At 60.9% G+C, this 14,101-nt stretch carries 3 protein-coding genes; all 3 read right to left on the bottom strand.

Annotated elements, in window-relative coordinates:
• Positions 1-12 precede the first annotated feature (12 nt).
• Positions 13-912, bottom strand: a complete 900-nt coding sequence (locus ACK56M_RS01035; protein WP_015268519.1) for a TauD/TfdA dioxygenase family protein — start codon at positions 910-912, stop codon at positions 13-15.
• A gap of 199 nt (positions 913-1,111) precedes the next feature.
• Entirely contained in the window at positions 1,112-1,453 is a 342-nt protein-coding gene (locus ACK56M_RS01030) for a hypothetical protein (RefSeq protein ID WP_015268518.1), read from the bottom strand.
• Between the two features lie 305 nt (positions 1,454-1,758).
• Positions 1,759-13,959: a retention module-containing protein gene (locus ACK56M_RS01025; RefSeq protein WP_411959215.1), complete on the bottom strand. Its 12,201-nt coding sequence runs from the start codon at positions 13,957-13,959 to the stop codon at positions 1,759-1,761.
• Positions 13,960-14,101 lie beyond the last annotated feature (142 nt).

The following is a 14,101-nucleotide window of genomic DNA, read 5'->3' as shown; positions in this document are numbered from 1 at the left end:
TTTCCTCAGTCGTCAGAACGGGGCATCGCCCTGGATGGTGGTGCGATACAGCTTGCGCCGCAGGTGTGCGGGGCAGCCAGTGGCCAGGTGGATCAGCGAGCGGTTGTCCCAGAACACCAGGTCGTGAGGCTGCCACTGGTGGCGATAGATGTTCTGCTCCAGCACGCTCAGGGCATACAGCTGTTGCAGCACGTCGCGGCTTTCGTCACTTGGCAGGCCGACGATACGGGTGGTGAAGCCTTCGCTGACGAACAGCGCCTTGCGGCCGTTTTCCGGGTGGGTACGCACCACCGGATGGATGACTTCCTGTACCTGCGCCAGCTGCTCGGCGGTCAGGGTCGGGCGCCAGTTGCCTTCGAACTTGGTCTCGGCGTAACGGGCGGTGTAGGAGTGAGCGGCACTGCGGCCCTCGACCACCTTGCGCAGGGCCGCGGGTACAGCGTCCCAGGCCTTGTGCATGTCGGCGAACAGAGTATCGCCGCCCTCGCCGGGCAGTTCCTGGGCATGCAGCATGGAACCGAGGCTGGGCAGTTCCTTGTACGACAGGTCCGAGTGCCAGAACTTGCCGGCATCACCCAGGCCGATGTTCTGGCCATTCTCGATGATGTTGGAAACGATCAGGATCTCGGGGTGGCCGGCGAGCAGGAACTGCTTGAGCACATGGATCTGCAATGGACCAAAACGGCGGCTGAAGGCGATCTGCTGGTCGGGACTGATGCGTTGGTCGCGAAACACCAGCACATGGTGGTCGAGGTGGGCGCGATGGATACGGGCAAAATCCACGGCGTTGACCGGCCTGGCCAAGTCCAGGCCGATGATCTCGGCACCTACAGCACCGGAAAAAGGGCGGATTTCGAAGCGTTGCGGCAGTGCGCTGTCGATGATCGACAAGGCGTTCGAGGCGGCTGACATTTTTCACTCCCACGCAGTGCGCGACTTCAATGGCGCGCAACGATCAGAAACGCACGGGGATTTCCCGTGTGGGTTCAAGTCGTGCGGCGCATCGATTGGTCGACGGGTACGCAGTGGAAGCGACTATAAAGTCATAAGGGTTATATTTTAAATACCGATAAAGAATAACCATAGCACGGCTGTCAGAGGCGGCGCGCAATCAGATCAACCCGCCCTGCTCTTCCTCATCGATGAGGTTGTTCAGGCTGCTGAGCGCCTTGCGCGCTGTAGAACGGTTGAGCAGCTTGGCCTGCGCACCGGGGGGCAGGTCGGTGATCTTGAACACACCCTTGGCAGTCAGCACATCGATCAAGTCCTCGAGCACGCGGATCATGTCGAGATCGCTTTGCTTGAGCTGGTTGAGGCTGTTTTCCACGACGTCATCGGCAAACCATTCCTGGATATCGGCATGGTCGGCGGGGAGCATTTCGGTGAACTGGTCAAAAGCGGCTGCTTCGACCCGCTGCAACTGGCCAGCGGCATCGCGTTGCACGTAGAACATGGCGGTGTCCCTCGTCACATTGGTTCCTGGGTGGTAGACAGCAGCATAGGCAAAGATCACCGGGCACGCAGGCCCGGCGCCAGAGTATGCGCTGTCATGGAGTTGCGGGAAAGGCCCAGGCACGCGTCCTGTAGGAGCGGCCTTGTGTCGCGACAGGGCCGCAAAGCGGCCCCACGGTTTCGGCAACAATGCCGGAGACCTGGGGGCTGCTCTGCAGCCCATCGCGACACAAGGCCGCTCCTACAGGGACAGCGCCAGCCTGAAGCCGGTGATGGCGATGGGCTGCAGGGCAGCCCATTGGCGCATCAGCTGTCCTTGTTGTGGACGATGATGGTCGGGTCAGCACCGCTGATCAACGAGTTGATCGTGGTGTTGGACCAGTTCACCCCTTCCAGCTTGATGGTCACGTCGGCATTGGCGATACCACCGGCGGCATTGAGCTTGCCTTCGCTGCTGACCTGCAGCGTCGTCGTGCCTTCCACCGTGGTGAGCTTCAGGTAGTTGTCGATGGTGCTGCCCTTCTCGCCCTGGAGCAGGTCCTTCAGGTCGATGCGGTCGCCTTCGGCCACCTTGAAGTCCTTGATCACGTCATTGCCGGTATCGCCAGCCTTCCATACGAAGGTGTCGGCACCGCTGCCACCGGTCATGGTGTCATCGCCCTTGCCGCCAAGCAGGATGTCATTGCCTTCACCACCGAGCAAAGTGTCCTTGCCCAGGCCACCGATCAGGATGTCATTGCCCTTGCCACCGTCGAGGGTGTCGTCGCCGCCCTGGCCGAACAGGAGGTCATTGCCCGCGCCACCGTTGAGAATGTCATTGCCATCGTTGCTGCGCGAGACATCGAATTCGCTGACGTGCTCGACGATGTACTTGTGCAGCACGCGACCGTCGACATCACCCAGGGCCACACCCAGCTGGCCTGCAACATAGCTCTGTATGGCTTCGACACCGTTGCCGGCGACCGAACCGAAGCTCACCAGGTCACCGAAGATGATGTCGTTGCCATCACCACCGTTGACGGTGTCATTGCCCGGCACGGTGGCTTCGGTGTGGCCCAGGATCGCTTCCGCCAGTTTGCTCGGGTCGATGTTGGTCTGCGGCTTGCTATCGGTGTCGTAAGGCTTCAGGTCGTTGACATTGACCGCGCTGTTCAGGCCGATGGCTTCCACGCCAGACAGGTTGGACAGCAACAGGAAGCTTTGTTGCGAGTTGTAGTCCACATAGTAGTAACCGCTTTCAGCGTAGGAGAACTCAAAGGTGCCATCACCTTGGGCATGCAGCTGTCCAGACGCACCATTGTCGTTGGTCCAGCCCTTTTTGCCCCAGTATTCGGCGGTCATGTTGCCTTTGGCATCGATGCTGAAGCGGTTGTCGCTGCCCACCATCTTGTTGGTGACCACGTCACCCAACTTGTAGCCGATCGACTTGAGCACGGAATCCACCGTTGTGCCGATGTTCCTGAAGGTGCCCTCACGTTCGCCAGCCTGGTACACGTTCGGCTGGCCGTCGGTGATGAAGAACGTCTGGCGGCTGCCGGTGTTGCCCACGTCCATCAATTGCTTGAACCAGTTGGCGGTGGTCTTGAAGGCATCCTCGTAGTTGGTCGAGCCGCTGGAATAGAGCGTATTGAGCGCAGTGTAGAGCGTGCTCAACGCGTTCTTGTCGCCCAGGTTGACCGAAACCGTACTGTTCACCTGGGTGGAGAAGTCCACCAGCAGGATGTTCACTGTACCGGACTGCGCGCCCTTGACGCTGTTGGCCAGCGTATCGAACACCGACTTCAGCGAGTTGCGCGCGGCATCGACCGCGCTGCCCATGCTGCCTGAGGTATCGACGATGAACGCAATGTTGTAGTCCTGACCCGGCGTCACATGCAGGCCACTGATGTCGGCAACGATGATGTCACTGGTGGTGGTGCCGGTGAAACTGTCGCTGTCGGTAGTCAGGTTGCTGGCGGTATAGCTGTCCGGATAGACAGTTACCTTGATCGTGCCTTCGGTGGAGGCTTTGCTGCCGCCCACGCTTTCGGTAGCGGTCGAGGTGACCTTCACATCGAAACTGCCCTGGTAGTACGCCGGCGGCTTGATGCTCAGGCCGTTGAGGCTCCAGCCGGTGACGTCAACCGACGTGGCGCCGACGGTTACGGTATGACCGGCGCCATCGCTGAGCACCGAACCTGCCGGAATGCCGTCCAGCTTGACGCTCAGGCTCTCGGAGCCGTCGGTGTCGGTCAGGTTGGTGGAAATGCCGACCAGCTTGACGGTGCCGTTCTCCGGCCCTTCGTTGAGCTTGTAGCCGTCGTAGTAGCCCTGGCCGTCACTGCCATGGAAATCGGACACGGAAAGCCCCGCGCTCCCCATCGCCGCAACGTTCGGGTACATCGGGATGGCCGAGCTGCTCAGGTCGGTCACCGGGCCGTTACCGACCTTGACGTTGATATCCAGGCTGCCCGGGCCGGACTGGTTGGCGTGGTAGATCTCCAAGGTGTAGTAGCCGCTGACAGGCGGCGAGAAGCTGCCGGAGATCGTACCGCCCGCCCCCCAGGTGGCGCCGACCACGCTGGTTTTGCCGATATAGACCTGCAAGCTGTCATCGGCGGTGCCGCTGAAGGTGTAGGTCTGGCCGGCTTCCAGGTAGATCAGGCCGGAGGTCTTGGAGCCCGTACCGGCGGCAACGCTGCCGCCCGAATCGGCGCTGGTAACCTGCTCGGTCTTGCTGGCACTGCCAGAGTTGGCGAACACGTTCTTCAGCGCAGTACCGCTGATGCCGTTGCCGTTGGTGCCCAGGCCCGTGAGGCTGTTCCAGGTTTCCTTGGTCAGGCCAAGCGATTCGGGAGTGTTGCTGCCGATGTTCAGGCCAGGCTTGTCGGCTACAGGTGCAATATCGACCTTCAGCGTGGCCTCGCCACCAGCAGCGGTACCGTCGGTAGGCTTGTACTTGATCTGGGCATAGTCGGCCTGCTTGTTGCCGACGCCCGTTCCGCCATATCCGTCGATACCCGACTCGTTGGATTTTGGCACGAACCGCAGGTTGCCGGCAGCGATGTCAGCCTGGCTGACGGTCTGGTTCTGGGCGACGTTGACCCAGGCGGTGCCGTTGAAGAGCTGCAGGGAACCCGCTGGCAGCTGGGTGAAGGTCACACCCAGGCTCGACAGGGCGCTGTCGACGTCGGAAATGTTGAAGTCGTTCCAGGTCAGCACCAGCGGCGTGTCTTCGACGCCAGTGACGGCGCCGCCAGTGGCGACCGGTGCGTCGTTGACAGCGATCACATTCACCGTGGTCGTGGCGGTGTTCGAGGTATTAACGCCGTCGGTCACCGTCACGGTGATGATGCGAGGCGTGGTGCTCGGGTTCTCGCTGCTGTTGATGAAGGTGATGTTCTTGATCGCCTGGATATAGTCGGCCAGCGACGCAGCGCCGCTCAGGGTCAGGACTACCTTGCCGTCTGTGCTGTTGGCGTTGATCGTGATGCCGTTGACACTGTTGCCTAGGTTCAGCGCATCACCCGGCTGGCGGTTGGTCAGGGTGACCGTCGCGCCCGTCAGCTGCGAGCTGTCGAAGTCGGTGATAGTGACGTCCACATCGCCGATCGACACACCACTGCCTGGCTGGTTCTCGGTGAAGGTGGTCTGGTAGTCGGCTCCGGTCTTGCCGCTGGAGTCGTTGCCATCCAGGTCCAGAACCGGAGCTGGCTCGAATATCTGGGTGGTCACGCTGCCGGCGCTGGAGCTGATGTCGAGCTTCTCGAAGTTACCGCCAGTGGCCGAATCGATCTTGACCGTGAAGTGCTCGGTACCCTCGGTGGCGTTGTCCTTGAAGGTCGGGACGGTGAACGTTGCCTGCGAGCTGTTGGCCTTGATCACTACGGTAGCCACGCCGGTGTAGTCCGTGCCATCGGCCGCGGTGCCGGTGTAGGTCAGTTTGACGGTGACGTCGGTCTCGGCCTTGTTGGTCAGGTTCAGGACGTACGTGGCATTACCACCTTCGGCGACCGCGGCGGTGCCGCTGATGCTCAGGGTGGTGGTCTGGATGGTATCCGTGACCGCAGTGACCGCCGCCGTATCGCTGACGTTCAATTTCTCGAAGTTGCCACCGCTGGTTTCGGTGATCTTCGCCGAAACGTTGCCTGCATCGATATAGACGTCATCGGCTGGCGCCGGAACGGTCACGGAGCCGGAGAGCTTGCCCGCATCGATGCTGATCACAGCGCCGTTGCTCAGCTTGATGGTCATGTCGGTGCCAGCCTTGTTGGTCAGGGTGGCGGTGTAGGTGATCTGGCCACCTTCTGCGACGGTTGGCGTGGCGCTGAGGCTAAGGCCAGTGTGGTCGATGGTGTCGCTGACCTTGGTTACCGCATAGGCTCCACTGGTAGCCAGCAGCTCGAAGTCGCCGCCAGTGGTGCCATCGATCTTGGCCTGAACGGTACCGGCATCAATGTACACATCGTCGCTCGGCGCATCGATGGTGATCGAACCTTCTTTCTGACCCGCCGCGATGGTGATGGTCTCGCCGTTGCTCAGCTTGACGTTCAGCGCGGTACCCGCCGGGTTGGACAGCGTTGCGGTGTAAGTGATCTTGCCGCCTTCGGCCACGGTATCTGTCGCAGTCAGCGTGAGCGTGGTGACGTCCGGGGTCGCCGGGTTGTCGGCGACAGTAGTCACTGGCTCGCCAACGGCCACGGTCTTCTCGTAGTTACCACCCGAGATGTCGGTGATCTTGTTGGTCAGGTCCAGGTTGGTGTTATGGACGTTGTTCGGCGCGGTGAACGGCACCGACGCCGACGACTCGCCCACCGGAATGGTGATGGTCTGGCCGTTGGCCAGTTTTACCACCAGGTCCGAACCGGTAACTTTGTGATTGACCGATGCGGTGTAGGTCACCACACCACCTTCAGCGACGGTCGAGGTCGCGGTCAGGGTCACGGTAGTGGTGTCGATGGTATCGGTGACCTTGGTCACAGCCGCAGTGCTGCTGACGTCCAGCTTCTCGAAGTCACCACCGGTGGTACCGGTAACGGTCACGCTCAGGTCTTCGGCATCGACATACACATCGTCGCTCGGCGCGTCGATGGTGATCGAGGCTTCCTTCGAACCGGCGGCGATGGTGATGGCTTCGCCGTTGCTCAGCTTGACGGTCAACGCAGTACCCGCCGGGTTGGACAACGTTGCGGTGTAAGTGATCTTGCCGCCTTCGGCCACGGTATCTGTCGCAGTCAGCGTGAGCGTGGTGACGTCCGGGGTCGCCGGGTTGTCGGTGACAGTGGTCACTGGCTCGCCAACGGCCACGGTCTTCTCGTAGTTACCACCCGAGATGTCGGTGATCTTGTTGGTCAGGTCCAGGTTGGTGTTATGGACGTTGTTCGGCGCGGTGAACGGCACCGACGCCGACGACTCGCCCACCGGAATGGTGATGGTCTGGCCGTTGGCCAGTTTTACCACCAGGTCCGAACCGGTAACTTTGTGATTGACCGATGCGGTGTAGGTCACCACACCACCTTCAGCGACGGTCGAGGTCGCGGTCAGGGTCACGGTAGTGGTGTCGATGGTATCGGTGACCTTGGTCACAGCCGCCTTGCTGCTGACGTCCAGCTTCTCGAAATCACCACCGGTGGTACCGGTAACGGTCACGCTCAGGTCTTCGGCATCGATATACACATCGTCGCTCGGCGCGTCGATGGTGATCGAGGCTTCCTTCGAACCGGCGGCGATGGTGATGGCTTCGCCGTTGCTCAGCTTGACGGTCAACGCAGTACCCGCCGGGTTGGACAACGTTGCGGTGTAAGTGATCTTGCCGCCTTCGGCCACGGTATCTGTCGCAGTCAGCGTGAGCGTGGTGACGTCCGGGGTCGCCGGGTTGTCGGTGACAGTGGTCACTGGCTCGCCAACGGCCACGGTCTTCTCGTAGTTACCACCCGAGATGTCGGTGATCTTGTTGGTCAGGTCCAGGTTGGTGTTATGGACGTTGTTCGGCGCGGTGAACGGCACCGACGCCGACGACTCGCCCACCGGAATGGTGATGGTCTGGCCGTTGGCCAGTTTTACCACCAGGTCCGAACCGGTAACTTTGTGATTGACCGATGCGGTGTAGGTCACCACACCACCTTCAGCGACGGTCGAGGTCGCGGTCAGGGTCACGGTAGTGGTGTCGATGGTATCGGTGACCTTGGTCACAGCCGCCTTGCTGCTGACGTCCAGCTTCTCGAAATCACCACCGGTGGTACCGGTAACGGTCACGCTCAGGTCTTCGGCATCGATATACACATCGTCGCTCGGCGCGTCGATGGTGATCGAGGCTTCCTTCGAACCGGCGGCGATGGTGATGGCTTCGCCGTTGCTCAGCTTGACGGTCAGCGCAGTACCCGCCGGGTTGGACAACGTTGCGGTGTAGGTGATCTTGCCGCCTTCGGCCACGGTATCCGTCGCGGTCAGCGTGAGTGTGGTCACGTCCGGAGTCGCCGGATTATCGGTGACAGAGGTCACTGGCTCGCCAACGGCCACGGTCTTCTCGTAGTTACCACCCGAGATGTCGGTGATCTTGTTGGTCAGGTCCAGGTTGGTGTTATGGACGTTGTTCGGCGCGGTGAACGGCACCGACGCCGACGACTCGCCCACCGGAATGGTGATGGTCTGGCCGTTGGCCAGTTTTACCACCAGGTCCGAACCGGTAACTTTGTGATTGACCGATGCGGTGTAGGTCACCACACCACCTTCAGCGACGGTCGAGGTCGCGGTCAGGGTCACGGTAGTGGTGTCGATGGTATCGGTGACCTTGGTCACAGCCGCAGTGCTGCTGACGTCCAGCTTCTCGAAGTCACCACCGGTGGTACCGGTAACGGTCACGCTCAGGTCTTCGGCATCGACATACACATCGTCGCTCGGCGCGTCGATGGTGATCGAGGCTTCCTTCGAACCGGCGGCGATGGTGATGGCTTCGCCGTTGCTCAGCTTGACGGTCAGCGCAGTACCCGCCGGGTTGGACAACGTTGCGGTGTAGGTGATCTTGCCGCCTTCGGCCACGGTATCTGTCGCGGTCAGCGTGAGTGTGGTGACGTCCGGGGTCGCCGGGTTGTCGGTGACAGAGGTCACTGGCTCGCCAACGGCCACGGTCTTCTCGTAGTTACCACCCGAGATGTCGGTGATCTTGTTGGTCAGGTCCAGGTTGGTGTTATGGACGTTGTTCGGCGCGGTGAACGGCACCGACGCCGACGACTCGCCCACCGGAATGGTGATGGTCTGGCCGTTGGCCAGTTTTACCACCAGGTCCGAACCGGTGACCTTGTGGTTGACCGACGCGGTGTAGGTCACTACGCCGCCCTCGACCACACTTTGCGTGGCGGTCAGGGTCACGGTAGTGGTGTCGATGGTATCGGTGACCTTGGTCACAGCCGCAGTGCTGCTGACGTCCAGCTTCTCGAAGTCGCCGCCGTTGGTGCTATCGATATTGGCCTGAACGGTACCCGCATCGATGTACACATCGTCGCTCGGCGCGTCGATGGTGATCGAACCTTCTTTCTGACCCGCCGCGATGGTGATGGTCTCGCCGTTGCTCAGCTTGACGGTCAGCGCAGTACCCGCCGGGTTGGACAGCGTTGCGGTGTAGGTGATCTTGCCGCCTTCGGCCACGGTATCTGTCGCGGTCAGCGTGAGTGTGGTGACGTCCGGGGTCGCCGGGTTGTCGGTGACAGTGGTCACTGGCTCGCCAACAGCCACGGTCTTCTCGTAGTTACCACCCGAGATGTCGGTGATCTTGTTGGTCAGGTCCAGGTTGGTGTTATGGACGTTGTTCGGCGCGGTGAACGGCACCGACGCCGACGACTCGCCCACCGGAATGGTGATGGTCTGGCCGTTGGCCAGTTTTACCACCAGGTCCGAACCGGTAACTTTGTGATTGACCGATGCGGTGTAGGTCACCACACCACCTTCAGCGACGGTCGAGGTCGCGGTCAGGGTCACGGTAGTGGTGTCGATGGTATCGGTGACCTTGGTCACGGCTGCGCCGCTGTTTACATTCAGCTTCTCGAAGTCACCACCCGTGGTTTCGGTCACTTTGACCTGCAGTACTTCAGCATCAATGTAGACATCATCGCCTGGGGCGTCGACGATGACCGAAGCCTCCTTCGAGCCGGCGGCAATGGTGATGGTTTCACCGTTGCTCAGCTTGATCACCAGATCGGTGCCGGCCTTGTTGGTCAAGGTCGCGGTATAAGTGATCTTGCCACCCTCGGCAACCGTCGGTGTCGCGCTCAGGGTAAGGTGGGTAATGTCCTTGGTGCCTGGTCCGTCGGTCACGGTCGTCACCGGCTCGCCAACGGCTACGGTCTTCTCGTAATTGCCGCCCGAGATGTCGGTGATCTTGTTGGTCAGGTCCAGATTAGTGTTGTAGGCATTGTCTGGCGCGGTGAAGGGCACCGACGCCGACGACTCACCCACCGGAATGGTAATGGTCTGACCGTTGGCCAATTTCACCACCAGGTCAGAACCGGTGACCTTGTGGTTGACCGACGCGGTGTAGGTCACCACACCACCCTCGACCACGCTTTGCGTGGCCGTCAAGGTCACGGTGGTAGTGTCGATGGTATCGGTGACTTTGGTCACGGCCGCCTTGCTGCTGACATCCAGCTTCTCGAAATTGCCACCCGTGGCATCGGTGATGGTCACGCTGAGGTCTTTGGCATCGATGTACACATCGTCCCCTGGGGCGTCGACGATGATCGAAGCTTCCTTCTGGCCTGCCGCGATGGTAATGGTTTCGCCGTTGCTCAGTTTGATGACCAAGTCAGTGCCGGCCTTGTTGGTCAAGGTGGCGGTGTAGGTGATCGTGCCACCTTCGGCCACTGTCGGTGTGGCAGAAAGCGTCAGGCAGGTAATATCCTCTGAGCCTGGGCCATCAGTAACCGTTGTGCTGACTTCCGATTTGTCCAGGGTCAGCTTTTCAAACTTCCAGGCATCTGCACCGCTGACCGAGTCGATCGCATTCACTACAGGCTGAGCACCTACATAGACATCATTAGGCGCGGTAACGGTGATCGAGCCGGTGTTGCTGTTGGCCGGCACCACAACTACGGTCTTGCCGTCGCTGAGGGTGAAGTACAGCGGCGAGTGGTTGTTGATCGGCAGGCCGTCTTGGCTGGTCAGCGTGACGGTATAGGTAATTTCGCCACCCTCGGTGACGGAATCGGTAGCCGTCAGCTTGGCCACTACTTCGTTGATGGTGTCAGTCACTCCCACCGACGCGGCTCCGCCAAATTGCAGATTCTCGAAGGTGCTGCCTGCGGTATCGGTCGCCGACTTGAGGCCGACACTGATAGTGCCGGCGTCTTGGTAAACGTCGTCGCCCTGTACGGCATGGGTGTACTGCGCACTGGTTTCTCCCGCCTTGATCGTGACTTGGGCATCGTTGCTCAAGGTCACGACAAGATCGTGCGCCAGCACGGTGTTGACCTTCACGGTAAAGGTCGGGTTCTGGTTCTCGAGGACCGATACCTGGTCGGCCTCGATGCTAACCCACACAAGGTCACCACCAGAGCCTGGGGTGCCGGATTCATCAGTCACGGTGGTAGTGACCTCGGTTTTGTCCAAGGTCAGTTTCTCGAACTTCCATACATCAGCACCGCTGACCGAATCGATCGCATTGACTACCGGTGGATTGGCGCCCATGTAGACGTTGTCCGGCGCGGCAACGGTTATCGAACCGGTTGTACTGTTGGCCGGTACCTCAATAACGGTCTTGCCATCGCTGAGAGTGAAATACAGCGGCGATTGGATGTTGAGCGGCAGTCCATCCTTGCTGGTCAGCGTGACGGTGTAGGTAATTTCGCCACCTTCGGTTACGGACTCAGTAGCGGTCAGTTTGGCGACGACTTCACTGATGGTGTCCGAGATCTCAACGGTAGCCGGGCCTCCGAACGCCAGCTTCTCGAAGGTGGCACCCGAGACGGTGGCATCTGTCACGCTGAGCGTGACGGAGCCGGCATCCTGGATGACATCATCGCCTTGGGCTGCGGTCTTGTATTCCACTTCGGTCTTGCCGGCCTCAATGGTCACGGTATCGCCGTTCGACAGAGTAACTGTCAACGGACGGTCCAGTGCCTGGCTTACCTTCACAGTAAAGGACGGCTGCTGGTCCTCTGTCACGTTGCCATTACTGACGATGCTTACGGTGACGGTATCGATACTGTCATTGATGACAGTCGATGCAGGCGTCGGGTCTGGCGTCAGCTGCTCGAAGTTGCCGCCGGTCGCACCGGTAATCGTGGTGCTGACAGTCGAACCGTTGTTATAGACGTCGTTGGCCGGGGTTTCGAAGTCGACGCTGCCCTGGGTCTTGCCGGCTTCCACGGTGATGGTCTGGCCGTTGGACAGGGTCACGGTCACCGGGGTCTGAGCCGGGTTGCTCAGGGTTACGGTGTAGGTGATCACCCCGCCTTCGGTCACCGACGGAGTGGCCGTCAGGGTCGCAGTGGTGGTGTCGACCGAGTCGTTGATCGTGGTCTGCGCCGGGGTTGGGTTCGGCGTCAGCTGTTCGAAGTTGCCGCCGGTGGCGCTTTCGATGGTCACGCTAACGGTCGAGCCGTTGTTGTAGACGTCGTTGGCCGGGGTTTCGAAGTCGACGCTGCCCTGGGTCTTGCCGGCTTCCACGGTGATGGTCTGACCGTTGGACAGGGTCACGGTCACCGGGGTCTGAGCCGGGTTGCTCAGGGTCACGGTGTAGGTGATCACCCCGCCTTCGGTCACCGACGGGGTCGCCGTCAGGGTCGCGGTGGTGTTATCGACCGAGTCGTTGATCGTGGTCTGCGCCGGGGTCGGGTTCGGCGTCAGCTGTTCGAAGTTGCCACCGGTCGCACCGGTAATCGTGGTGCTGACAGTCGAGCCGTTGTTGTAGACGTCGTTGGCCGGGGTTTCGAAGTCGACGCTGCCCTGGGTCTTGCCGGCTTCCACGGTGATGGTCTGGCCATTGGACAGGGTCACGGTCACCGGGGTCTGGGCCGGGTTGCTCAGGGTTACGGTGTAGGTGATCACCCCGCCTTCGGTCACCGACGGAGTGGCCGTCAGGGTCGCGGTGGTGTTATCGACCGAGTCGTTGATCGTGGTCTGCGCCGGGGTCGGGTTCGGCGTCAGCTGTTCGAAGTTGCCACCGGTCGCACCGGTAATCGTGGTGCTGACAGTCGAGCCGTTGTTGTAGACGTCGTTGGCCGGGGTTTCGAAGTCGACGCTGCCCTGGGTCTTGCCGGCTTCCACGGTGATGGTCTGGCCGTTGGACAGGGTCACGGTCACCGGGGTCTGAGCCGGGTTGCTCAGGGTCACGGTGTAGGTGATCACCCCGCCTTCGGTCACCGACGGGGTCGCCGTCAGGGTCGCGGTGGTGTTATCGACCGAGTCGTTGATCGTGGTCTGGGCCGGGGTCGGGTTCGGCGTCAGTTGCTCGAAGTTGCCGCCGGTGGCGCTCTCGATGGTCACGCTAACGGTCGAGCCGTTGTTGTAGACGTCATTGGCCGGGGTTTCGAAGTCGACGCTGCCCTGGGTCTTGCCGGCTTCCACGGTGATGGTCTGGCCATTGGACAGGGTCACGGTCACCGGAGTCTGAGCCGGGTTGCTCAGGGTCACGGTGTAGGTGATCACCCCGCCTTCGGTCACCGACGGGGTCGCCGTCAGGGTCGCGGTGGTGGTGTCGACGGTATCGGTAACCTGAGTAACCGCTGGTGTTTGCGGCACAGTCACTATCAGCCCGCCGCCCCCGGTGGTGCCCGTTACGGTCGCCGAAATCTGGCCGCCGTCGATATACGGGGTATCGTTCGCGGGGACCACGACGTTTACGCTCCCAGTGGTCTGCCCGGCCGGAATGACAATCACGGCACCGTTGGACAGGGTGACCACCAGGTTTGTGGTCGGCGCCTGGCCAACCGTAGCGGTATAAACGATTACGCCACCCGCTTCACTGATGGAAGAGGTAGCGCCCAGAACCAGGTCGGTAGCAACATTGGTATCGGTCGTCGGAGTAGTCACCTGGTTGTTGCTGGTGGCATCCAGCTGGCCAACCTCTTCGCCATCGAGCACGGCAGCAAAGCCCAGCCCATCAGTCGGAAAGCCGACGGTAGGGTCGACCCGGCCTGCGGTTTCTTCGAGCATGACAAAGCTGTGGCCACCGCCAAGTGCACCACCACCGCCCGCCGACGACGGGCCAGCCGCAGTTGCTTCAAGCTCGGTAGTCGGGTCGACACCGGCGGCGATCGCCTGTTGCAGCTCTTCCACTGACGGCGCGGCCTGCGCGGTAGCCTGACTCAGGTCGGTGCTGCTGTCAGGCGCATCAGCGCTCCACTGGCTGTCTCGACCCAGGTCAAGCAAACGGCCGTCGGCCAGCTCCAAAGTAACTGCACCGCCTGGGCCGGTGAGCACTTCTTCACCAGCCAGCAGGCGGTCCCCTTCGATCAGAACACGCCGAATGCCCTCTGGGGATACCGCAATAACCTGGCCAACAAGACTTTTGACGATGGCTACAACGCTGCTCATTGGACTCTCCGTGTGACCCGATAGGTACTTCCCTGCCAGAGCGGCACTCGCAGACCACTTCAGGCGGAAATATGTTGATGATCTTTCGACGCTTACCGGCGTCAATATTCCGTCTATAACTTATTTAAATTTACCAAATGCC

Source organism: Pseudomonas sp. s4 (assembly GCF_046764235.1).
GTDB lineage: Bacteria > Pseudomonadota > Gammaproteobacteria > Pseudomonadales > Pseudomonadaceae > Aquipseudomonas > Aquipseudomonas asiatica.
This window is presented reverse-complemented; position numbering and strand designations above follow the sequence as displayed.

Coding starts and splice junctions, on each gene's coding strand:
- ACK56M_RS01035 (WP_015268519.1), bottom strand. CDS start 912: ATGTCAGCCGCCTCGAACGCCTTGTCGATCATCGACAGCGCACTGCCG.
- ACK56M_RS01030 (WP_015268518.1), bottom strand. CDS start 1,453: ATGTTCTACGTGCAACGCGATGCCGCTGGCCAGTTGCAGCGGGTCGAA.
- ACK56M_RS01025 (WP_411959215.1), bottom strand. CDS start 13,959: ATGAGCAGCGTTGTAGCCATCGTCAAAAGTCTTGTTGGCCAGGTTATT.